Genomic DNA, 20,515 nt, shown 5'->3' on the forward strand with positions numbered 1-20,515 from the left:
CTGAAGGGCTATTGACTCGTGCGCGTCAGATCTTTTTTCCGTGTGGGGCGTCCGGGGCAGGGAGTGCCTTGATGAAGCTCAGGATCCGCTCGGTCACTTCACTGGCCAGCGGCTGGGTCGGATTGCGGTAGGAGAGCAGTTGCTGCTGCAAATCGTCCGGGACGATGCGCAGCACATGATTCATGCCATCGATCAGGGCCAGTTGGGCATCCGGTTTGGCTTTCTGCAGCAGCAGCGCGTCGCCCACACCGACCTGAATATCGTTGCGACCCTGAACGATCAGCGCCGGAATGTGCAAGGCACCGAAAGCCGCCGCCGGATCCTGGCGGAACAGCGAGATCAGGTACGGCTGGACACTGGGGCGGAACACCACTTCCAGCTCGGCGGGCACGTTGTCATCGGTCTTGCCAGCCTTGAGTTCGTCGAGCAACTGATCGCTGCGCTGCAGCAGGTCCGGTGGCAGGCGCTCCTGAAACTGTTCACGCAGCACCTGATCCACCGGGCGTCCGGTGCCGGCCACGGAGATCAGCGCTGCTGCACCTACCTTCTCAGCCGCCAGCGTCGCCACCAGCGCACCTTCGCTGTGGCCCAACAGAATCAACTGGCCCAGGCGCGGGTTGGCTTTCAGTGCTCTGGCCCAGAGCTGGACATCGGCCACGTAGCGCTCGACGCTCAGGTTGCGTTCATCCGGTGTGACCGCCTTGCTGGCCGCGACGCCACGTTTGTCGTAGCGCACGCTGGCGATATTGTTGCTGGCCAGGATCACTGCCAGGCGTTTCATGCTGTCGTTGCGTCCACCTTCCGGGTTGTTGCCGTCGCGGTCGGTGGGGCCGGAACCGGCGACGATCAGCACCACCGGCACCGGTTTGTCGGAACGCGGCATCAGCAGCGTGCCGTACAGCTTGCCGTTTTCGGTGTCCACGCTTATCGGCCGCTGCACCGTGCCGGGTGCAGCAGCGCTGGCGGTTGCGGCGGCCAGGCTCAGGATCAGGGTTATCGGCAGGGCCAGCAGACGCAGCGCGTTGGGAACTCGAAGCAGGGAAATACCGGATAACATCGCAAGGCCATCATTGGGGGAGTCACGCTTGGACGCACGCCGTGACAGAAGGTTCGAGGATGAACTGAACCGCGAGCCTGCGTATACTGGCGCGCTTGGTTTAACGATCTGGTTTTTTGGCTGATTTTTCGGAGCGCCCGCATGTCCGGCAACACTTTCGGCAAGCTGTTCACTGTCACCACCGCCGGCGAAAGCCACGGCCCGGCGCTGGTCGCTATCGTCGACGGCTGCCCGCCGGGGCTGGAGCTGGACCTGCAAGACCTGCAGCGCGACCTGGATCGGCGCAAGCCGGGCACCAGCCGCCATACCACGCAGCGTCAGGAGGCCGATGAGGTCGAGATTCTCTCGGGTGTCTTCGAGGGCAAGACCACCGGTGCGTCCATCGGCCTGCTGATCCGCAACACCGATCAGAAGTCCAAGGACTATTCGGCGATCAAGGACCTGTTCCGCCCGGCCCACGCCGATTACACCTATCACCACAAGTACGGCATCCGCGATTACCGTGGTGGTGGCCGCAGTTCGGCAAGGGAAACCGCCATGCGTGTGGCCGCAGGGGCCATTGCCAAGAAGTATCTGGCAAGCCAGGGCATCGTCATTCGCGGCTACATGAGCCAGCTTGGCCCGATCCAGATCCCGTTCAAGACCTGGGATTCGGTCGAAGACAACGCGTTTTTCTGCCCCGACCCTGACAAGGTGCCGGAGCTGGAAGCCTACATGGACCAGCTGCGCCGTGATCAGGACTCGGTTGGTGCGAAAATCACCGTGGTCGCAGAAGGCGTGATGCCGGGGCTCGGCGAGCCGATCTTCGATCGTCTGGACGCTGAGCTCGCCCACGCGCTGATGAGCATCAACGCGGTCAAGGGTGTGGAGATCGGTGCCGGTTTCGACTGTATTGCCCAGCGCGGCACCGAGCACCGCGACGAGATGACGCCCCAGGGTTTCCTGTCCAATCACGCGGGCGGCATTCTCGGCGGCATTTCCTCCGGCCAGCCGATCATCGCGCATCTGGCGCTCAAGCCGACCTCCAGCATCACCACGCCAGGGCGTTCGATCGATGTCGATGGCAACGCCGCCGACGTGATCACCAAAGGTCGGCATGACCCGTGTGTCGGCATCCGTGCCACACCGATTGCCGAGGCAATGATGGCCATCGTTCTGCTGGATCATCTGCTGCGTCATCGCGGTCAGAACGCGGACGTCAGCGTCAACACGCCTGTGCTGGGGCAGGTGTAATGCACGCTGTTACGGTTGCGGAGTGCTAGCGTGGCGCAACCTGCCGGCGGACAGCTGCCTTACTGGCGGCTGTCCGGGTTCTACGTATGCTATTTCGCCTTGCTGGGCCTGTCGGCGCCTTTCATGGCCCTTTACCTGCATCATCTGGGTTTTTCCAGCGCACGGATCGGCGAACTGGTCGCCATCCCCATGCTGATGCGCTGCGTTGCGCCCAATCTCTGGGGGTGGCTGGGTGATCACACCGGTTGGCGTCTGACCATTGTGCGGTCTGGCGCCATCTGCACATTACTGGCGTTTTCGCTGATCCTGGTCGAAAAAAGCTATGCCTGGCTGGCGATGGTCATGGCGCTCTACGCGTTCTTCTGGCACGCCGTGCTGCCGCAGTTCGAAGTCATCACCCTGGCACACCTGCAAGGCCAGACCTCGCGTTACAGCCAGATCCGCCTGTGGGGCTCGATCGGTTTCATTCTGGCGGTCGTGGTGCTGGGGCGGGTGTTCGAATGGTTCAGCCTGGACCTGTTCCCCTACATCGCACTGGCGATCATGTCCGGTATCGTTGTCAGCAGCTGGTGGGTGCCGAATGCGCATCCAGCACCGTCGAGCCTTGAAACCGGGCCGGGCGGCTTTCTCAGGCAACTGACGCGCCCCGGTGTATTGGCGTTCTACCTCAGTGTCGCGCTGATGGTGCTCAGCCATGGCCCGTATTACACCTTTTTGACCCTGCACCTCGAAGCGCTTGGTTACAGCCGGGGCCTGATCGGCCTGCTGTGGGCGGTCGGCGTGGTGGCCGAAGTGCTGATGTTCACGGTCATGAGTCGGATTCTGCAGCGCTTCACCGTGCGCCAGGTACTCTTCGCCAGCTTTCTGCTGGCCGCATTGCGCTGGCTGCTGCTGGGGCTGTTTGCCGATCACCTCACCGCGCTGCTGATCGCGCAGGTGATGCACGCCGCGACATTCGGCAGCTTTCACGCCGCTGCCATTCACTTCGTGCAAAGTAGCTTCGGTCCGCGTCAGCAAGGTCAGGGGCAGGCGCTTTATGCCGCCTTGTCCGGCGTCGGCGGGGCGTTGGGTGCTCTGTATTCCGGTTACAGCTGGAACGCACTGGGCCCGGTCTGGACCTTTGCCATCGCCAGCCTTGCAGCCTTGGCCGCTGCCGTCATGATTGTCACACCCAAGAAAGAGGAAGGTGTATGAGCCGCGAACAATTGAGCCTGGAAATCATCGAGGCCGGGCGTTTTCTGTACGGCCGTGGCTGGTCGCCTGCCACCAGCAGCAATTACTCTGCGCGTCTTTCTGCCAGCGAGGCGCTGTTGACCGTGTCCGGCAAGCACAAGGGCCAGTTGGGCCCTGACGATGTGTTGGCCACCGATCTGGCTGGCAACAGCCTGGAACCCGGTAAAAAACCGTCTGCCGAGACCTTGCTGCATACCCAGCTGTACAGCTGCAGGCCGCAGGTCGGCGCCGTGCTGCACACCCACTCGGTCAACGCGACCGTGTTGTCGAGGCTGACCACGGCCGATCATCTGGTGTTCGAGGATTACGAACTGCAAAAGGCCTTTAGCGGCGTGGTGACTCATGAGTCGCAGGTCGTGGTGCCGATTTTCGACAACGATCAGGATATTGCCCGCCTCGCGGCAAAGGTGCAGCCTTGGCTGGACGCCCATCCCGAGTGCGCCGGCTACCTGATCCGCGGTCATGGCCTCTACACCTGGGGCGCTAAAATGAGCGACGCCTTGCGCCAGATCGAAGCGTTCGAGTTCCTGTTCGAGTGCGAACTGAAAATGCGCGCGGTATTGAACCGCTGATCGTATCCCGCCCCAACCAGCCTGTAAGCCTGACCGGCCTGTAAAAGCCGGAAGGCGTTGCACCAAACCGAGGATTTCACGCATGAGCAGCCTGTCCGTTTATCACGTTTCAAGCCCTGATATGCCCAACAAGGTGCTGACCCATCTGGAAGACATCGCGTCGACGCTGGCCGAGCACGGGGTGGCGTTCGACCGCTGGGAGGCCGCGACGCCGATCACCCCCGGTGCCAGCCAGGAAGAGGTGATCAGCGCCTATCGCACCCAGATCGACAAGCTGATGACCGAGCGCGGTTATGTCACCGTGGACGTCATCAGTCTCAACAGCGATCATCCGCAAAAAGCCGAATTGCGCGCCAAATTTCTTGAAGAGCACCGCCACGGTGAAGACGAAGTACGCTTTTTTGTCGCCGGGCGCGGCTTGTTCACCCTGCACATCGACGACTATGTGTACGCCGTGTTGTGTGAAAAGAACGACTTGATTTCCGTACCGGCCGGCACGCGGCACTGGTTCGATATGGGCGAAAACCCGCACTTCGTTGCCATCCGCCTGTTCAACAACCCTGAAGGCTGGGTGGCCAATTTTACCGGTGAAGACATTGCCGGCCGTTTTCCAAGGCTGGAAGACTGAGAGGAGCCCGATTCTGATGCCCATCAAAGCTATCCTCACGGATATCGAAGGCACCACCAGTGCAGTGAGTTTCGTGTTCGACGTGTTGTTTCCGTTCGCCAGAAAGCACTTGCCCGCATTCGTTCGCGAAAATGCCGAGCAACCGGCCGTGGCGCAGCAGCTGCAGGCGGTACGCGAGCAGGCCGCTGAACCGGACGCTGATGTCGAGCGCGTCATTGCACTTCTGCTGGAGTGGATCGCCGAGGACCGCAAGGCCACACCGCTCAAGGCCCTGCAGGGCATGGTCTGGGAGCAGGGCTACAGCGCCGGACAGCTCAAGGGCCATGTTTATCCGGATGCTGTCGAGGCCTTGAAACACTGGCATCAACAGGGTTACCGGCTTTACGTTTATTCCTCGGGCTCGATTCAGGCTCAACAATTGATTTTCGGCTGCTCCGAGGCGGGCGACCTGTCCGGCCTGTTCAGCGGTTACTTCGATACGACGTCCGGCCCCAAACGCGAAGCGCAGTCCTACCGGACGATAGCGCAGGCAATGGACTGCCCTGCCGGGGAGATTCTGTTCCTGTCGGATATCGTCGAAGAACTCGATGCCGCACAGGCCGCCGGCATGGCCACCTGTGGTCTTGCGCGTGATGGCGGGGCACTTGCCGGGCACCGACATGTGGCCAGTTTTGCGCTTATCGATCCAGCGTCTTTCTAGAAAACTCCCGCCTGCTGTGCGCGGCATCGCCCTGATGCCGCTGCATTGAAATATGCCTGCCACAAGGCTCACACATTACTTTTGTAGGGCTTTTCCTGTTATCGAGTGAGCTGTTGCCTGGTCGAAAGTGCGTTGAATCTGTTTGTTCTGTTCGCGGTTTTTCAACGTGATTATTCGTGTAAGTTCTGCGCCATCGTCACCGGGGTCACGGACAACACCTGTACCGACTGCCGGGCGAAGAAGGAGCGGCAGCGATGGGCAGTGCCATGACAGAAAGCGCAACCAGGGACTTATTGATACAGCAGATGGTGAGCACGATTACCGAGCTTGATGGGCAGACTGCCATCGAAAACGCACTCGAGTGGTTACGGCGCGAATGCAGCAGCGAGCGCGCGATGTTCTTTCAGTTCAAGGGCCCGGTGTTGCTGACATTCATCACGTCCAGCGTCGACGATGCCTGGGGCGAGGCCTACCGCCAGCACGATTTGATCACGCAGGACCCGGTGATCCGTTGTTATCGCAATCAACTGGGCTTCCTGAACTGGCAGGATGCGTTCAGGCAATACCCGGTCTCCGCCTTTTATGACGAGCTCGTCGATGCCTGTGAACTGCTTCCGGCCATCTCCTACGGCTACACCAATCATTGCCGTGGTGCCGACAGCGTGACATCGGTCTGTACCCTGGGCGAAGTTGAGCGTCCCATCAGCGCTGAACAAAAGTACCTCATGAGCAGTCTCATGCCAGTGCTGCACAGTGTCGCGCGTGGTCTGAAGTTCTGTTCACGCGGTCTGACTCATCGCGAACTGGAAGTGTTGCAGTGGGCCAGAGACGGGAAAACGGCCTGGGAGATCTCGATGATCCGCGACGTATCGGAATCGACGGTGAAGTATCACCTCAAGACCATCTACTCCAAGCTGGGCGTTGCCAACAGGGCACAGGCGGTGGGCGAAGCACTTTGTCGTGGTCTGATCAGATAGTCGGCCGACAAAACGCAGGCAAAAAAAAGCCGCGAGAACAAAGTGTAATCGCGGCAAACAAGGGATGAGAGAGCGTACAGCGGGTGCCACCCAAGAGGGTGGCGGGCAAAATCAACGTGTGTGGTACGTCGGCAGATCAAAACGGTGCTGGCTTTGCAGCATCGAGATAGCTGGCAGCTCGCTGGCTTGTGCAGCCAGGTCGCGGCGGATGGCGCTGATTACCCATTCCAGTTGAACTGGTGTGTGCAACTGAGCATAAGAGACTGAGCGACGGATCTGCTTACCATCCTGGGTACGCAGTGACAACAGAACACCACCATCTGGGCGCGGCTGGGTAGTAACGGTGTAGTCGGAGAATACGGAAGCGAATTTTTCTTGAATAAAAGTCATGTGAGGCGGCTCCATTGCTCATGGGATAACAAGCTTGCAAGTACTATTGCAGTGTCTGTGCCAGTCTTTCCCTTAAAATAAATCCTTTAAAATCAATGACTTGTAATATCCTCTAATTTCAGTCTTCGTGCATTTTGCATGAACACCCGTCGTGCGCCCTGCATTTTGCCGTTTCCTGCACGATGGGGATCGGGCAGAAGGGGGATTGCATGGATAGCGGCGATCAGGAGCAGGCATTGCGCATCCGCGTCGATGCTGATCGAACAGCTGGCGAGACTTGAGGTCAGTGTGTGTATCGACGCCGGGTCAACGCATGCCCGGAGTACCGTGCGCCAAGGAGTAGTTAATGACCGATACAGATATCAGCGCTTCGAAAACCATGACTGAAGACGAAGCCGCCGAGTTCGCCGAGCAGGTATTCGATGTGGCTCGCCAGGGAAATGCAGTCATGCTGGAGCGCCTGCTTGAAAAGGGCCTGCCTGCAGATCTGCGCAACCACAAAGGCGATACGCTGCTGATGCTGGCCAGCTATCACTGCCATGCGGATGCGGTCCGTGTGCTGCTGAACCACAAGGCTGATCCTGAAATCCGCAACGATAACGGCCAAAGCCCCATCGCCGGTGCAGCGTTCAAGGGCGATCTGGCGGTGGTCAGGTTGCTGGTCGAGGCGGGTGCCGACATAGACGGTGCCTCTGCTGATGGCCGTACCGCATTGATGATGGCGGCGATGTTCAATCGCAATGAAATAGTCGATTACCTGATCAGTCAGGGCGCGGACCCGCATGCCACTGACGCCAAGGGCATCACTGCACTGGGCGCCGCTCAGGCAATGGGCGCGACCGTCACCATTGAGCAGTTGACCAGAATGGGCGTGCAGCCAGCCCGGTCCTGACAGCGAGTGCAGTGACGGCAAGGCATGAACACATAGAGGCGCGATGGATTTACCGTTATCCTTCGCGCCTCTTTTTTTGCCCGCTATCAGGATCGCCCCCCATGAAAGACTCACTGGTCGAATTAATCAGCAAAGTCAGCTCCGGCTGCATGGGCGACGATGAAATCGTGCATATCGCCGATGAAGCCGCGCAGGCGTATGCCGATCCGCAGGCATTTCTGGCCGCCAACCCTGATATCAACTACGACGATACATTCCCGATCCCGCTGGGCGAGTGGGTCGTGGTGGGCAGTCTGCCGGAAACCGTTCTGTTCCAGGCCGACAGCTACATGGACCTGTTCGAGCAGATCGTTCAGTCGTTCGGCAAGGACGTGACCTTCAACATCAAGCCCAGGCAGCTGGCCAAGGTCGAGCCGCTGGTCGCGCTCAATCGCATTCAGATTCAGTTGAGCAGTATGAACAAGGAGATGGGCGGCTATGTGCTGATGAACTTCAGCCAGCCACTGGATGACGAGTTGCAAGCGGTGCTGGTGTACGGCCGTGACGAAGCGCGCGTAGTCGAGCTGGCAGCATCGGCGGGCATCCATGCCGCACCTGCACTGCAGGCATTGCGCGGTTAACCCAGCGCCGTATCGAGAAACATCATCACCGCAAAGCCGCCCATAAGGCCCAGGGTTGCCGAGGTCTGATGGCCATTGCGGTGGGTTTCCGGGATGACTTCATGGGACACCACGAAGATCATCGCGCCTGCTGCCAGCCCCATGCTCAGCGGATAGGCGATGGCAAAGCCGCTGGAGATACCCAGGCCCACCAGTGAGCCCAGTGGCTCCATGAGGCCGGAACCGATGGCCACCAGCATCGCCTTGAAGGCTGACAGGCCGGTGGCGCGCAGGGCCAGCGCAATGGCCAGACCTTCGGGAATGTCCTGAATGGCGATGGCGGTGGTCAATGGCAGGCCGACATTCATGTCGCCGCTGGCGAAACTGACGCCAATCGCCATGCCCTCAGGCAGGTTATGCAGGGTGATCGCCAGCACGAACAGCCAGACCCGACTGATTCGCTCCGAATGAGGTCCCTGGCGGCCTACGCTTTCATGCTCGTGCGGGGTGAATTTGTCCAGTCCCAGCATCAGCAGCACACCCAGTCCCAGACCGGCAACAACCGTCGCAGCTGCCCATGGGCCGCTGTCGGTAATGTCCCGGGCGGCTTCCAGGCCTGGAAGAATCAGCGAGAACGAACTGGCCGCCAGCATCATTCCGGCGGCAAAGCCGAGCATGATGTCCTGAGCGCGTTGCGAAACATTGCGCAGGGCAACCGCCATCACGGCGCCTAGCGCCGTGGCCAGAAAACCCGCGATGCCGCCCAGCAGGGCGTGATTGAAGTTGACCTCACTGGTGCCATGGAAGGCGTTATAAAGACTGATGCCAACGAGGCCGACGACGATCAGCAGGGCGAGGGCAAAGCCCAGGCTCACCAGTGGGCTGCCCTGGAACTGGTTTAACCAGGCCGCCCAGGGCGTTCGGGGTTGTGCGGGCGTAGGCATTGACAGGCTACCTTTGATAAAGGGGGAGCGATGGTGACTGAAATACAAAGTCGACCCCGTCTGGGAGCCCGAGAATATAAGGTTGGTTCAACGGAACCCCCGAACGGCGCTACTATCCTAGGAGGGTAAGCATTCAATTTAGGGGCAACACCATGGGTTCTAGCTTCAACGGCCTGGTCGGCTTGATCATTCTGGCGCTCGATATCTGGGCCATCATCAACGTCTTGAAAAGCGGTGCCGAGACCGGCAAGAAAATCCTCTGGGTATTGCTGATCGTACTGCTTCCTGTGGTAGGCCTGATCATCTGGGCAATCCTCGGACCGCGTGGCAACGTACGCATGTGATACGTCCACACGCTGGGCAAAACAACGCTTGATTACCTTGGGTAATCAGGCGTTTTTCGTTTCATGCGCCGGGCATTCGCAGCGGCAATGGCACGCGAGGCTGCATAGAGGTTCGACCTGTCATGTTCCTCGACGTAGAATGCGCGCCTTTGTTGTGGGCGGTCGGCCGTCCTGTCATCAGTACCCAGCGGGAGCTTACCCATGAGCGATTATCAGGAAACGTTATACGAAGGCTACGGCCAGCGCTTTCGTATGGAAAAAATGCTTCACGAAGTACGTACCGATCACCAGCACCTGGTGATCTTCCAGAACCCGCGCATGGGCCGTGTCATGGCGCTGGACGGCGTCATTCAGACCACCGAAGCCGACGAGTTCATCTACCACGAAATGCTCACCCATGTGCCGATTCTGGCGCACGGTGCAGCCAAGCGTGTGCTGATCATTGGCGGCGGCGACGGCGGTATGCTGCGTGAAGTCGCCAAGCACATGAGCGTCGAACACATCACCATGGTCGAAATCGATGCGACCGTGGTCGAGATGTGCAAGGAATATCTGCCCAATCATTCCAGCGGCGCCTTTGACGATTCGCGTCTGAACCTGGTCATCGACGACGGCATGCGCTTCGTCGCGACCACCGAAGAAAAGTTCGACGTGATCATCTCCGACTCCACCGATCCGATCGGCCCGGGTGAAGTCCTGTTCTCGGAAAACTTTTATCAAGCCTGCCATCGCTGCCTCAACGAAGGCGGCATTCTGGTCACCCAGAACGGCACGCCCTTCATGCAGTTGAGCGGTGTGCAGACCACGGCCGGGCGTATGAACGGTCTGTTTGCCGACTGGCATTTCTATCACGCTGCCATCCCGACCTACATCGGCGGAGCGATGACCTTCGCCTGGGGCTCGACCGACAAGAGCTATCGCAAATTGCCGCTGGAAACCCTGCGTCAGCGTTTCTCGGGCAGCGGTATTGTTACGCGTTATTACAATCCGGAAGTCCACATCGGTGCGTTCGCCTTGCCGCAGTACGTTCTGCAGGCCGTGGGCAAGGCCAGCAACGACTGATGAGTCGGTCCGGCTTCTCGAGCCGGATTCTCTCGAGCGTCGCCTGCAAGGCTTTATAAGCGCTTAATTCGCGACAGAAATTTCACACGTTCTGTCACAGAATTGCGCGCGAAGCTGAACAGGCACGCGTCTTCATGGGCTGACCTGGCCCCTGGCGACCCGCAATCAAGTAATATCTGCGCCCTGTCGCGCGCCGTCTGCCTCAAGAGCAAGGCGGCGCTGCACCCTGAACCTACCCCTGAATCCACCGGATCCTGACAACCATGGCCAAAACGGACGCCCAGATTCATCGGCAAGCCCGCCTGCAAAATCCCACTGTCAAATCGCATCTGGCTTACATCCTGCTCAGTGGCTTCGCCCTGATGGTGATGTACACGCTGTTGCGTATCGGTCTGCTGGTCTACAACCGCGAGATGATTGGCGACACGCCTGCCTCGACGTTCCTTGAAGCACTGTTCAACGGCACGCGCTTCGACCTGCGCCTGACCATGTACCTGTTGATTCCGCTGGTGCTGTCGCTGTTCAGCGCACGCGCCATGGCGGCACGCGGGTTCTTCCGTTTCTGGCTGACCCTGGTCGGTAGCATCACGCTGTTCTTCGGCTTGATGGAAATGGACTTCTACCGTGAGTTTCACCAGCGCCTGAACGGCCTGGTGTTTCAGTACGTCAAGGAAGACCCGAAGACTGTCCTGAGCATGCTCTGGTACGGTTTCCCGGTGGTCCGCTACCTGCTGGCATGGGCCGTGGTGACCTGGCTGCTGAGTCTGGTGTTCAAGGGTATTGACCGTGCAACCCGTCCACGTGTGGCTGCAAAAACCAGTCCGGAGGCCACTCGTTCCATTGCTCCGTGGTACGTGCGCGCCGGTGTGTTCGTGCTGGTGTTGCTGGTCATGGTGGTCTGCATCCGTGGCACCTTGCGCCAGGGCCCGCCTTTGCGCTGGGGCGACGCCTACACCACCGAGTCCAATTTCGCCAACCAGTTGGGCCTCAATGGCACTCTGACGCTGATCACGGCGGCCAAGAGCCGTATGTCCGAAGATCGCGACAACATCTGGAAAGCCACGCTGCCACAGAACGAGGCCCAGCAGACCGTGCGCGACATGCTGCTGACCCCGAATGACAAGCTGGTCGAGCCGGATATTGCCGCTGTGCGTCGCGACTTCACGCCACCGGCAGAGAACACCTTGCCGATCCGCAACGTGGTCGTGATCCTGATGGAAAGCTTCGCCGGTCACTCGGTAGGCGCCCTGGGCAACGATGCCAACATCACGCCGTACTTCGACAAGTTGTCCAAGGAAGGCCTGTTGTTCGATCACTTCTTCTCCAACGGTACCCACACCCACCAGGGCATGTTCGCCACCATGGCGTGCTTCCCGAACCTGCCGGGCTTCGAGTACCTGATGCAGACGCCGGAAGGCAGCCACAAGCTGTCGGGTCTTCCGCAATTGCTGAGTACGGGCCGCAACTACGACGACGTCTACGTCTATAACGGCAACTTTGCCTGGGACAACCAGTCGGGTTTCTTCAGCAACCAGGGCATGACCAACTTCGTCGGCCGCGAGGACTTCGTCAATCCGGTGTTCTCCGATCCGACCTGGGGTGTTTCCGACCAGGACATGTTCGACCGTGGTGCGCAGGAGCTCAAGGCCCGTCAGGACGGTAAGCCGTTCTATGCCTTGTTACAGACCCTGTCCAACCACACGCCGTATGCGCTGCCGGATCCTCTGCCGGTCGAGCGCGTCACCGGGCATGGCTCGCTGGACGAGCATTTGACCGCCATGCGTTATGCCGACTGGGCGCTCGGCCAGTTCTTCGAGAAGGCCAAAAAAGAGCCTTACTACAAGAACACGTTGTTCGTGGTGCTGGGCGACCATGGTTTTGGTAACGATAAGCAACTGACTGAAATGGACCTGGGCCGTTTCAACGTGCCTCTGCTGCTGATCGGCCCTGGTGTGCAGGAGAAGTTCGGCCAGCGCAGCAGCATTGTGGGTACGCAGGTCGACGTAGTACCGACCATCATGGGGCGTCTGGGTGGCCTGAACCGCAACCAGTGCTGGGGCCGCGATCTGCTGAACCTGCCTGAGGGTGACAAGGGCTTCGGTGTGATCAAGCCGTCGGGCAGTGAGCAGGTGGTCGCTATCATCAGCGGCAATCGCATCCTGATCGAACCGACCGAGATGCCTGCCAAGCTGTTGACCTACACGCTCGGTGCCAAGCCGCATGCCGAAGAAGTGCCTGATGCGCCGGACACGCAGGAGCTCAAGCGCAAGCTGGAAAGCTTCCTGCAGACGGCCACCAAGAGCCTGCTGGACAACACGGCCGGTGTAGAAGCCAGCAAAAACCGCAACTAATGACAACCGACTCGTCCGGCTGACCGGCGAGTCGAATCAGTCTGGCGACAAGGGCCCTCGGCATTGACTGCGAGGGTCTTTTTTTTACCCGTCATGGGTGGCCCTGCGGCGTAATCGGTTGAACGAATGCGCGGGCCAAAAGGTCCAGATCACATAAGCCAGAGTGCCTGGCTTCGTATGGGAGGCATTGATGAAACAGTGGGCCATTTTGTATCTGGACAAGGATGGTGTGCAGCAGCGCCGCGAGGCTGGTTTTGATGAGCGTCCCAGTGAGGAAGAGGCTGCGCGTTTCCTGCGCAAGGACCTTTACCCAATGACCGACGAGCTGGATCTCAATGATCTTGACGGGCGTACTGAGGAGCCTACCGTGAAGACGCTCAAGGACCATAACAGTGTGCAGATTATTTCCATTACAGAAGTTGCCTGATCTGCGCTGATTCAAAAACCTTTTCGTGGCAACCACTTGGCATCCGGCCCACGATGGGGCTACTCTGCAGATGAGGCTGTTCAGACGGCCTCTGACATCTCGATACCCGACCGGCGCCAAGCCTGGTCCGGTCAGCTACATGCTTGATTCCCCACGCCAGATTATCTGTCGTGAGGCGGCCCCCGAGGACTCGGCGGTCGCTCTGGAAGAGTTGAAACTCTATCTATCGTTGCATAGGAGGACGTTTCATGAGCACAGCCTATCAAGAGGACATCAGCAGTAACGTACTGCGCCGCATGAAAGAAGGCGGTTTTGACTTCGCGCGAATCTATCCCATCGAGTTCTACGCCATCTTCCCGGATGAGGAACGGGCACGGCAGGCCGCAGAGCAATTTCGCGGCGAATCCCTCAACACCCAGGTAAACGTACGTGATGACGGCCATTGGCACCTGCAATTGAGCAAAGTCATGTACGCGACTTATCACGGCATTGGTGACTTCGAGCAGGACTTCCAGACGGTCATTTCACCTATGGACGGCGAAGTCGAGGGATGGGGCGTTACTCAGGAGATCAGAAGACTGCACGCTTGATGGCTGCGGATTGTCAGGCATACACCACCGGCTGATTCGGGACACGTTCCGGATCGGCCGGTTCTGTTTTCGGCCCGCGTTCATAAACAGTGGTCAAAAAAAAGCCACTCAAACGAGTGGCGCAAAGGGAAGTCTGTTTAAAATCCGCAGGCGTTCTTCATCTGCTGGACAAAATATCGGTTGCGGCAAAAAACGGCGTTTGGTGCCCTGTTTGCTCGGTTGCTGTGGAGTGTGGCGAACTAATGCTGTTGGCGGAAATCAACTCTGACTATGCTGATCATAGATTTCACGGTTGAATGACGCTTCCGAATGAGGCGCAAAAGAATTGGCTTGGGCGTTTAGTGCACAGGAATGGTGCGTAGAACGTCGAGTGTTTACCTAACCTTTTGAAATTAAAGCGTTTATGCCGGTGGCACGGGCTTTGCGATGGTCTTGGTGTCCATGGTGACAAGGAGTACGGCATGATCCGCACCTTTTATGACGAGATGTACGATGCGGGCGGCGTAGTCCGTCCGCACTATCGGGAGTTCGCCCGCTGGCTGGGTGATACGCCTCCCGAGCTTTTGGCTCAACGCAGGCGCGAAGCCGATCTGCTGTTTCACCGTGCCGGGATCACGTTCACACTCTATGGTGATGAGCAGGGCACCGAGCGGCTTATCCCTTTCGATACCATCCCGCGCAGCATCCCGGCCAGCGAATGGCGGGTTGTCGAGCGTGGCTGCATTCAGCGCGTCAAGGCCCTGAACATGTTTCTCGCGGATCTGTATCACGACCAGCGGATTATCAAGGCCGGGATCATTCCCGCCGAACAGGTGCTGGCCAACGAGCAGTACCAGTTGGCAATGCAGGGCCTGAATCTGCACCGCGATCTGTACTCGCATATTTCCGGCGTCGATCTGGTGCGCGACGGTGATGGCACGTATTACGTGCTGGAAGACAACCTGCGCACTCCGAGCGGCGTGAGCTACATGCTCGAAGACCGCAAGATGATGATGCGCCTGTTTCCGGAGCTGTTTTCCGCACAGCGCATTGCGCCGATCGATCATTACCCGAACCTGTTGCTCGACACGCTCAAGAGTTCCAGCCATCTGGACAACCCGAGTGTCGTGGTGCTGACGCCTGGCCGCTTCAACAGCGCCTTTTTCGAGCATGCGTTTCTGGCTCGCGAGATGGGCGTTGAACTGGTGGAAGGTGCCGACCTGTTTGTCCGTGATGACCGCGTGTTCATGCGCACCACCGACGGCCCGAAAGCCGTTGACGTGATCTATCGTCGCCTCGATGACGCATTCCTAGATCCGTTGGCCTTCAACCCTGATTCGATGCTGGGCGTCCCGGGGCTGCTGTCGGCCTATCGATCCGGCAACGTGGTGCTGGCCAATGCCATCGGTACCGGCGTCGCGGATGACAAGTCGGTTTACCCCTACGTCACCGACATGATTCGCTTCTATCTGGACGAAGAGCCGATTCTCAAAAACGTGCCGACCTGGCAGTGCCGCAAGCCGGAAGAGCTGTCACATGTATTGGCCAACCTCGGCGATCTGGTCGTCAAGGAAACCCAAGGCTCCGGTGGCTACGGCATGCTGGTCGGCCCCGCAGCGACCGCCGCCGAGATCGAAGCCTTCCGGGCGCGCCTCAAGGCCAAGCCGCATGCGTACATCGCCCAACCCACCTTGTGCCTGTCGACCTGTCCGACCTTTGTCGAGAACGGCATAGCCCCGCGACATATCGATTTGCGCCCGTTTGTTCTGTCCGGTCGTGAAACCCGCGTTGTGCCTGGCGGGCTTACCCGAGTGGCCTTGCGTGAAGGCTCACTGGTGGTCAATTCGTCACAGGGTGGCGGAACCAAAGACACCTGGGTGGTCGAGGATTAAGGATGCCTGCCAATGTTAAGTAGAACTGCCTCTGATCTTTTCTGGATGTCGCGTTACCTGGAGCGAGCGGAGAACCTCGCCCGCATGCTGGACGTGAGCTATTCGCTGTCGCTGATGCCGCAGGACGGGCGGGGCGACGGGCTGGATGAAATAGCCATGCCGTTGCTGATCACCGGAACGCTGGAAACCTATATCGAGCGTCATGGCGAGCTGCATGCCGAGCGCATGCTGCATTTCTTTGCCCTGGACGCCACCAACCCCGCCAGCATCTACAGCTGCCTGGGCGCAGCGAGGGCCAGTGCGCACGCGGTGCGCGGGCGCATCACCGCAGACATGTGGGAGAACATCAACTCCACCTGGCTGGAGATTCGCGGCATCGCCCAGCAGGGCCTGACCCGCTACGGCATGAGCCGTTTCTGTGAATGGGTCAAGGAGCGTTCGCACCTGTTCCGTGGCGCGACCTACGGCACCATCATGCGTAACGATGCGTTCCGTTTCATCCGTCTGGGCACGTTCATCGAGCGCGCCGACAACACCATGCGCATGCTCGATGCCCGCTATGAAATGCTTGAATTGCGTGGGCCACAGGCCAATGCTGCGGCAGACAACTCGGCGGCCGGTTATTACCAGTGGAGCGCCTTGCTGCGCGCACTGTCCTCGTTCGAGGCTTACACTGAAGTCTATCGGGATGCGCCAGGCGCGCGTCAGGTTGCTGAACTGTTGTTGCTGCGTGCTGACATTCCACGCTCGCTACGCGCGTGCCTGGAAGAGATGGACGTCATTCTGGCCAGCCTGCCGGGCGTCAACGGGCGTCCCGCACAGCGCATGGCGGCCGAGATGGATGCCAGATTGCGCTACACCAGCATCGACGAGATCCTGGCTGAAGGCCTGCACGAGTGGTTGAACGAATTCATTCCGCTGCTGGCCCAACTGGGTGATGCCATTCACACTTCGTACCTGGAGGCTGCATGAGACTTTCGATAAGCCATGAGACCACCTATCACTACGATGACCAGGTGCGCTCGAGTATCCAGTATCTGCGCCTGACGCCTCACGACAGTGAGCGCCAGCAAGTGCTCAGCTGGCAGCTGACGTTGCCACGTCCGGTGCGTGCGCAGATCGATCCCTTTGGCAATATCCTGCACGTCCTGAGCCTGGAAGAGCCGCACGAAGCGATCATCATCGGCGCGCGCGGGCAGGTGGAAATCGACGAAACCCGCGAGGCCGAGCACGAAAGCCAGTCGGCATTACCGTTTTTGCGCGTGACGCGACTGACCGAGCCTGACGAAGCGATTCGCAGTTTTGCGGCGATGGAGTGTCGCAAGCGGGCTGACCGCACAGGGTTGATCGACCTGATGCAGGCGCTCAACCAGCACATGACCTACACCCAGGGCGCGACCGAAGTGGACACCAGTGCCGCGCAGGCCTTCGCCGGACGCTCTGGCGTCTGTCAGGACCATACTCATGCGTTTCTGGCCTGTGCCCGCAGCCTTGGGGTGCCGGCCCGTTATGTTTCCGGTTATCTGTGCAGCGAAGACAGCGAGCATCTGTCCAGCCACGCCTGGGCCGAGGCCTGGATAGACGACGCCTGGTACAGTTTCGATGTCACCAATCAGTTGGCGATCCCCGAGCGCCATTTGAAACTGGCGGTCGGGCTGGACTATCTGGACGCCTGTCCGGTGCGCGGCATGCGGCGCGGCGGCGGATCCGAGCAGATGCACGCCAAGGTCGTGGTGTCGCCCATGACCGGCACGCCGAAAGTGAAAACCCGCGTGCAGGTCCAGACGCAGCATCAGTAACCCGCAGCGGGTCTGCGCATCATGAAATGGCCGGGCTCAACTACCCGGCCATTGTTCATTCGGCAGGGTCGTCGGTGATGTCGTAGAGCGCGTTATGCAGCTCTTCATAGTTGCCGCCATTGATGACGCTGAAGTAGCCCGCAGCCCTGAGCTGTTCCTGAGCCTTGTCGGCCTTGCTGTCCGTGCTGCTGAAAATGACGAACACGGCATTGCGGTCGTTGAGCACCTGTTTCATCTGATTGACCAACCGTCGGTCATCGACGCGTACGGCGTTCAATACCGTGCCTGCGTCATAGTCGGTCTGGCTACGTACATCCATTGCCAGTTTGCCTTCCTTCAACGCTGCCACGGCCGCAGCCTGATCGACCATCCCCGCGTGTGCTGCGAAGCTGCTGACAAGTGCCCAAACAGCAATCCATTGGCGCATAAACCCACCTCCCTCAGTGCGAATGGAAAGAGTGGCACAGTTGAACATAGTTCGAAAGTGCGTGGATCAGCCAAACAATCGATTCAGGTTAGGCACGATCAATAACAGCGCAGTGGTAAAGAGGATCAATCCCGCCTGACGTACTTTGGAGTGCTTGAACTTGAACATGGCTGACCGCCTTTTGTTGTTATTCCTGAGCGACAGAAGCAGGCCGATCCGCAAAACGGATCATCGACTGCTGGCAAGGTTGCGCATTGAACAGGTGGGTCCGGTCATTCGACCGCTGGCCCGAGCGCTGAAAGGATTTTGCGCGCTTCCTGTTACAGATCTAACCATAGAGCCGAGGTGCCCTGGAGTTTAGAACTGTTGGGAATCTAAAATTGCTTATCTAGAAGCGAAAGCTATTATCGGAAGGGGCGCTGAATCAACAGGCCTTTTCTAGACGCTTCGTCTTTGCCCGTCAGCTTTGCACCGTTCGTCCGGGACAGATTTTTCCTACATGGAATAAACGTCTGAAGCGGGACGGGGCGCTGCTTGATTTGCCGAGGCCTTCAAGGCAGGCTCTGCCGGTGCGCTACTGCCTCATTACTGCTTCAGGGTCCCTTTTATGTCTTTACGCATCTGTATTCTGGAAACCGACAATCTGCGACCTGAACTGGTCGAGCAATATCACGGGTATGGGCGGATGTTCGAATTACTCTTCGCTCGCCAGCCCATCGCCGCAGAGCTGACGGTTTACAACGTGGTGCAGGGCGACTATCCACCTGCAGACGAGCAGTTCGATGCTTACCTGGTGACCGGCAGCAAGGCCGACTCATTTGGCACCGACCCCTGGATTCAGACCTTGAAGGTCTATCTGCTGGAACTGTATCAGCGCGGCGAAAAACTGCTGGGCATCTGCTTCGGTCACCAGTTGCTGGCCTTACTGCTGGGCGGCAGGACCGAGCGTGCCGTGCAGGGGTGGGGCGTCGGGATTCACCATTATCAACTGGCCCCCGCCAGGCCGTGGATGACACCGGCGATGGACACGCTCACGCTGCTGATCAGTCATCAGGATCAGGTCACCGCGCTGCCCGAGAACGCCACGGTCATTGCGTCCAGCGAGTTCTGCCCGTTTGCGGCTTACCATATCAATGATCAGGTGCTGTGTTTCCAGGGGCATCCCGAGTTCATCCATGATTTTTCACGCACCTTGCTTGACCTTCGTCAGGAAGCGCTGGGCGAGCAGATTTACAAGCAGGGTGTGGCCAGCCTTGACCACGACCATCATGGCGCGACAGTGGCGGAATGGATGATGCGCTTTGTGGCGCACAAACCGGAAAAACAGTCAGTCTGACCCGGCGCATGGCCCATCGTCATGCGTTCGCCGGACTGTTTGAATGAGGTTGCAGTGGCGGGTTTATAGCCAGCCGGAGCGCTTGAAGCTGGCGAACAGTGCCGTACACCCGCCCAGAATGACGCCCAGCACGATGAAGTAGCCGTATTCCCACTTGAGTTCAGGCATGTTCTCGAAATTCATGCCGTAGATACCGGCAATCGCTGTCGGGAACGCCAGAATCGCTGCCCAACCGGCGAACTTGCGTTGCACGATGCTCTGCCGCGAAGACTCCAGCAGCAGGCCGATTTCGATCGTCTGGCTGGCGATATCACACAGGTTGCCCAGGTCTTCCATCTGGCGCTTGACGTGAATTTCGACATCGCGAAAGTAGGGGCGCATGTTCTTGTCGATGAACGGAAAACTCAGTCTCTGCAATTCTTCGCCCACTTCCACCATGGGTGCCACGTAGCGACGCATGCGTAACAGGTCGCGGCGCAGGGCATGAATGTGCTGGATGTCGGACTCGCGCAACGAGCCACCGATGACGCTCTGCTCCAGTTGCTCGAGCTCGGCGTGAATGGCTTCGGTCACCGGCTGATAGTTCTCGGTCACGAAGTCCAGAAGCGCGTAGAGCACGAAGTCTTCGCCGTGCTCCAGCAGCAGTGGTCTGGCCTCGCAACGCTGACGCACCAGCCCGTAGGACTTGGAGTGGCCGTTGCGCGAGGTGATGACATAGCCCTTGCCGGCGAAGATATGGGTTTCGATGAACAGCAGCTTGCCGTTGTCGCGTACGGGGGCGTAAGTCACGATGAACAGTGCATCGCCAAAGGTTTCCAGCTTCGGACGGCTATGCACCTCCAGCGCGTCTTCAAGGGCCAGCTCATGCAGATTGAACTGCTCCTTGAGGCTGGTCAGCTCCGCGTTGGTGGGCTGCTCCAGTCCTATCCAGACAAAGTGATCGGGCTTGGCTGCCCAGGCGGCGCCCTCATCGAGGGTGATATCACGGACTTTTTTACCCTTGCTGTACACCGCTGCTGCAACAACTCGACCCATGGTGCTATCGCTTCTTCAATTTGTCAGTGGCGCAAAAACATGCGCGGT

Annotated in this window: 22 protein-coding genes; 17 read left to right on the top strand and 5 right to left on the bottom strand. The window is 59.1% G+C overall.

All coding sequences use genetic code 11. The features are described 5' to 3' along the window. Positions 1 to 25: 25 nt before the first annotated feature. Positions 26 to 1,057 carry an alpha/beta hydrolase gene (locus AO388_RS00880; RefSeq protein ID WP_003436719.1) on the bottom strand — a complete coding sequence of 344 codons (1,032 nt, stop codon included), beginning with the start codon at positions 1,055 to 1,057 and terminating at the stop codon, positions 26 to 28. A gap of 141 nt (positions 1,058 to 1,198) precedes the next feature. On the opposite strand from AO388_RS00880, the gene aroC reads away from it, so the two are divergent. The 6 genes from aroC (at position 1,199) to AO388_RS00910 (ending at position 6,400) form a co-directional block, all read left to right on the top strand. Continuing rightward, positions 1,199 to 2,290, top strand: coding sequence for a chorismate synthase (aroC, locus tag AO388_RS00885; protein ID WP_058415918.1), 1,092 nt, complete (start codon positions 1,199 to 1,201; stop codon positions 2,288 to 2,290). Between the two features lie 30 nt (positions 2,291 to 2,320). Further along, positions 2,321 to 3,484 carry an MFS transporter gene (locus AO388_RS00890; RefSeq protein ID WP_003371532.1) on the top strand — a complete coding sequence of 388 codons (1,164 nt, stop codon included), beginning with the start codon at positions 2,321 to 2,323 and terminating at the stop codon, positions 3,482 to 3,484. Beyond that, the gene (locus AO388_RS00895; RefSeq protein WP_003371534.1) at positions 3,481 to 4,095 is read left to right on the top strand and encodes a methylthioribulose 1-phosphate dehydratase; all 615 of its coding nucleotides are present in this window, start codon (positions 3,481 to 3,483) and stop codon (positions 4,093 to 4,095) included. The genes AO388_RS00890 and AO388_RS00895 overlap by 4 nt, the downstream gene beginning before the upstream one ends. 82 nt (positions 4,096 to 4,177) lie before the next feature. Further along, positions 4,178 to 4,723, top strand: a complete 546-nt coding sequence (locus tag AO388_RS00900; RefSeq protein WP_003371536.1) for a 1,2-dihydroxy-3-keto-5-methylthiopentene dioxygenase — start codon at positions 4,178 to 4,180, stop codon at positions 4,721 to 4,723. A 16-nt stretch (positions 4,724 to 4,739) separates the two neighbouring features. Continuing rightward, positions 4,740 to 5,423 carry an acireductone synthase gene (gene mtnC, locus AO388_RS00905; RefSeq protein ID WP_003371538.1) on the top strand — a complete coding sequence of 228 codons (684 nt, stop codon included), beginning with the start codon at positions 4,740 to 4,742 and terminating at the stop codon, positions 5,421 to 5,423. Positions 5,424 to 5,677: 254 nt separating this feature from the next. Then, on the top strand, positions 5,678 to 6,400 hold the full coding sequence (locus AO388_RS00910) for a helix-turn-helix transcriptional regulator (RefSeq protein ID WP_003436709.1): 723 nt from the start codon (positions 5,678 to 5,680) through the stop codon (positions 6,398 to 6,400). Positions 6,401 to 6,511: 111 nt separating this feature from the next. Here the strand turns inward: AO388_RS00910 and AO388_RS00915 are convergent, their stop codons facing one another. Then, a complete protein-coding gene (locus tag AO388_RS00915) occupies positions 6,512 to 6,790 on the bottom strand; it encodes a DUF3509 domain-containing protein (RefSeq protein ID WP_003315128.1) in 279 nt (92 codons plus the stop codon). 346 nt (positions 6,791 to 7,136) lie between these two features. Here AO388_RS00915 and AO388_RS00920 point away from each other — a divergent pair, with 346 nt between their 5' ends. Further along, the gene (locus AO388_RS00920) at positions 7,137 to 7,682 is read left to right on the top strand and encodes an ankyrin repeat domain-containing protein (protein ID WP_003436706.1); all 546 of its coding nucleotides are present in this window, start codon (positions 7,137 to 7,139) and stop codon (positions 7,680 to 7,682) included. A 101-nt stretch (positions 7,683 to 7,783) separates the two neighbouring features. Further along, the gene (locus AO388_RS00925; protein WP_003371543.1) at positions 7,784 to 8,302 is read left to right on the top strand and encodes a hypothetical protein; all 519 of its coding nucleotides are present in this window, start codon (positions 7,784 to 7,786) and stop codon (positions 8,300 to 8,302) included. Here the strand turns inward: AO388_RS00925 and AO388_RS00930 are convergent. Continuing rightward, a complete protein-coding gene (locus AO388_RS00930; protein ID WP_003436702.1) occupies positions 8,299 to 9,225 on the bottom strand; it encodes a ZIP family metal transporter in 927 nt (308 codons plus the stop codon). The genes AO388_RS00925 and AO388_RS00930 overlap by 4 nt on opposite strands. 152 nt (positions 9,226 to 9,377) lie before the next feature. Here AO388_RS00930 and AO388_RS00935 point away from each other — a divergent pair, with 152 nt between their 5' ends. The 8 genes from AO388_RS00935 to AO388_RS00970 all read left to right on the top strand — a co-directional run bounded on the left by AO388_RS00935 (position 9,378) and on the right by AO388_RS00970 (position 17,669). After that, complete coding sequence (locus tag AO388_RS00935; protein ID WP_003315122.1) at positions 9,378 to 9,569, top strand: PLDc N-terminal domain-containing protein; 192 nt, start codon at positions 9,378 to 9,380, stop codon at positions 9,567 to 9,569. Positions 9,570 to 9,770: 201 nt separating this feature from the next. Continuing rightward, the gene (gene speE / locus AO388_RS00940; RefSeq protein ID WP_003371548.1) at positions 9,771 to 10,631 is read left to right on the top strand and encodes a polyamine aminopropyltransferase; all 861 of its coding nucleotides are present in this window, start codon (positions 9,771 to 9,773) and stop codon (positions 10,629 to 10,631) included. A gap of 263 nt (positions 10,632 to 10,894) precedes the next feature. Then, positions 10,895 to 12,982, top strand: coding sequence for an LTA synthase family protein (locus AO388_RS00945; RefSeq protein WP_003436699.1), 2,088 nt, complete (start codon positions 10,895 to 10,897; stop codon positions 12,980 to 12,982). A 190-nt stretch (positions 12,983 to 13,172) separates the two neighbouring features. Beyond that, the gene (locus AO388_RS00950; protein WP_003436696.1) at positions 13,173 to 13,409 is read left to right on the top strand and encodes a hypothetical protein; all 237 of its coding nucleotides are present in this window, start codon (positions 13,173 to 13,175) and stop codon (positions 13,407 to 13,409) included. A gap of 248 nt (positions 13,410 to 13,657) precedes the next feature. Further along, positions 13,658 to 13,999, top strand: a complete 342-nt coding sequence (locus tag AO388_RS00955; RefSeq protein WP_003371555.1) for a ribonuclease E inhibitor RraB — start codon at positions 13,658 to 13,660, stop codon at positions 13,997 to 13,999. A 461-nt stretch (positions 14,000 to 14,460) separates the two neighbouring features. After that, positions 14,461 to 15,870, top strand: a complete 1,410-nt coding sequence (locus AO388_RS00960; RefSeq protein WP_003371557.1) for a circularly permuted type 2 ATP-grasp protein — start codon at positions 14,461 to 14,463, stop codon at positions 15,868 to 15,870. A gap of 12 nt (positions 15,871 to 15,882) precedes the next feature. Further along, positions 15,883 to 16,842 carry an alpha-E domain-containing protein gene (locus AO388_RS00965; RefSeq protein ID WP_003371559.1) on the top strand — a complete coding sequence of 320 codons (960 nt, stop codon included), beginning with the start codon at positions 15,883 to 15,885 and terminating at the stop codon, positions 16,840 to 16,842. Continuing rightward, the gene (locus tag AO388_RS00970) at positions 16,839 to 17,669 is read left to right on the top strand and encodes a transglutaminase family protein (protein WP_003371560.1); all 831 of its coding nucleotides are present in this window, start codon (positions 16,839 to 16,841) and stop codon (positions 17,667 to 17,669) included. Before AO388_RS00965 ends, AO388_RS00970 begins: the two co-directional genes overlap by 4 nt. A gap of 55 nt (positions 17,670 to 17,724) precedes the next feature. On the opposite strand, the gene AO388_RS00975 is transcribed toward AO388_RS00970, so the two are convergent. Further along, complete coding sequence (locus AO388_RS00975) at positions 17,725 to 18,096, bottom strand: rhodanese-like domain-containing protein (RefSeq protein ID WP_005731508.1); 372 nt, start codon at positions 18,094 to 18,096, stop codon at positions 17,725 to 17,727. A gap of 607 nt (positions 18,097 to 18,703) precedes the next feature. On the opposite strand from AO388_RS00975, the gene AO388_RS00980 reads away from it, so the two are divergent. Further along, positions 18,704 to 19,432 carry an amidotransferase gene (locus tag AO388_RS00980; protein ID WP_003436690.1) on the top strand — a complete coding sequence of 243 codons (729 nt, stop codon included), beginning with the start codon at positions 18,704 to 18,706 and terminating at the stop codon, positions 19,430 to 19,432. Positions 19,433 to 19,495: 63 nt separating this feature from the next. Here AO388_RS00980 and AO388_RS00985 read toward each other — a convergent pair whose 3' ends face one another. After that, entirely contained in the window at positions 19,496 to 20,467 is a 972-nt protein-coding gene (locus tag AO388_RS00985; RefSeq protein WP_003371567.1) for a magnesium and cobalt transport protein CorA, read from the bottom strand. Between the last annotated feature and the right edge of the window lie 48 nt (positions 20,468 to 20,515).

Source organism: Pseudomonas sp. ICMP 10191 (assembly GCF_001467335.1).
GTDB classification, from domain to species: domain Bacteria; phylum Pseudomonadota; class Gammaproteobacteria; order Pseudomonadales; family Pseudomonadaceae; genus Aquipseudomonas; species Aquipseudomonas cerasi.

Excerpts from the sequence above, each read along its gene's own strand:
- AO388_RS00930 (WP_003436702.1), bottom strand. The coding sequence starts at position 9,225 with ATGCCTACGCCCGCACAACCCCGAACGCCCTGGGCGGCCTGGTTAAAC.
- AO388_RS00935 (WP_003315122.1), top strand. The coding sequence starts at position 9,378 with ATGGGTTCTAGCTTCAACGGCCTGGTCGGCTTGATCATTCTGGCGCTC.
- AO388_RS00915 (WP_003315128.1), bottom strand. The coding sequence starts at position 6,790 with ATGACTTTTATTCAAGAAAAATTCGCTTCCGTATTCTCCGACTACACC.
- AO388_RS00950 (WP_003436696.1), top strand. The coding sequence starts at position 13,173 with ATGAAACAGTGGGCCATTTTGTATCTGGACAAGGATGGTGTGCAGCAG.
- AO388_RS00980 (WP_003436690.1), top strand. The coding sequence starts at position 18,704 with ATGTCTTTACGCATCTGTATTCTGGAAACCGACAATCTGCGACCTGAA.
- AO388_RS00920 (WP_003436706.1), top strand. The coding sequence starts at position 7,137 with ATGACCGATACAGATATCAGCGCTTCGAAAACCATGACTGAAGACGAA.
- AO388_RS00955 (WP_003371555.1), top strand. The coding sequence starts at position 13,658 with ATGAGCACAGCCTATCAAGAGGACATCAGCAGTAACGTACTGCGCCGC.
- AO388_RS00970 (WP_003371560.1), top strand. The coding sequence starts at position 16,839 with ATGAGACTTTCGATAAGCCATGAGACCACCTATCACTACGATGACCAG.
- AO388_RS00895 (WP_003371534.1), top strand. The coding sequence starts at position 3,481 with ATGAGCCGCGAACAATTGAGCCTGGAAATCATCGAGGCCGGGCGTTTT.
- mtnC (WP_003371538.1), top strand. The coding sequence starts at position 4,740 with ATGCCCATCAAAGCTATCCTCACGGATATCGAAGGCACCACCAGTGCA.
- speE (WP_003371548.1), top strand. The coding sequence starts at position 9,771 with ATGAGCGATTATCAGGAAACGTTATACGAAGGCTACGGCCAGCGCTTT.
- AO388_RS00965 (WP_003371559.1), top strand. The coding sequence starts at position 15,883 with ATGTTAAGTAGAACTGCCTCTGATCTTTTCTGGATGTCGCGTTACCTG.
- AO388_RS00945 (WP_003436699.1), top strand. The coding sequence starts at position 10,895 with ATGGCCAAAACGGACGCCCAGATTCATCGGCAAGCCCGCCTGCAAAAT.
- AO388_RS00960 (WP_003371557.1), top strand. The coding sequence starts at position 14,461 with ATGATCCGCACCTTTTATGACGAGATGTACGATGCGGGCGGCGTAGTC.
- AO388_RS00910 (WP_003436709.1), top strand. The coding sequence starts at position 5,678 with ATGGGCAGTGCCATGACAGAAAGCGCAACCAGGGACTTATTGATACAG.
- aroC (WP_058415918.1), top strand. The coding sequence starts at position 1,199 with ATGTCCGGCAACACTTTCGGCAAGCTGTTCACTGTCACCACCGCCGGC.
- AO388_RS00925 (WP_003371543.1), top strand. The coding sequence starts at position 7,784 with ATGAAAGACTCACTGGTCGAATTAATCAGCAAAGTCAGCTCCGGCTGC.
- AO388_RS00900 (WP_003371536.1), top strand. The coding sequence starts at position 4,178 with ATGAGCAGCCTGTCCGTTTATCACGTTTCAAGCCCTGATATGCCCAAC.
- AO388_RS00975 (WP_005731508.1), bottom strand. The coding sequence starts at position 18,096 with ATGCGCCAATGGATTGCTGTTTGGGCACTTGTCAGCAGCTTCGCAGCA.
- AO388_RS00880 (WP_003436719.1), bottom strand. The coding sequence starts at position 1,057 with ATGTTATCCGGTATTTCCCTGCTTCGAGTTCCCAACGCGCTGCGTCTG.
- AO388_RS00985 (WP_003371567.1), bottom strand. The coding sequence starts at position 20,467 with ATGGGTCGAGTTGTTGCAGCAGCGGTGTACAGCAAGGGTAAAAAAGTC.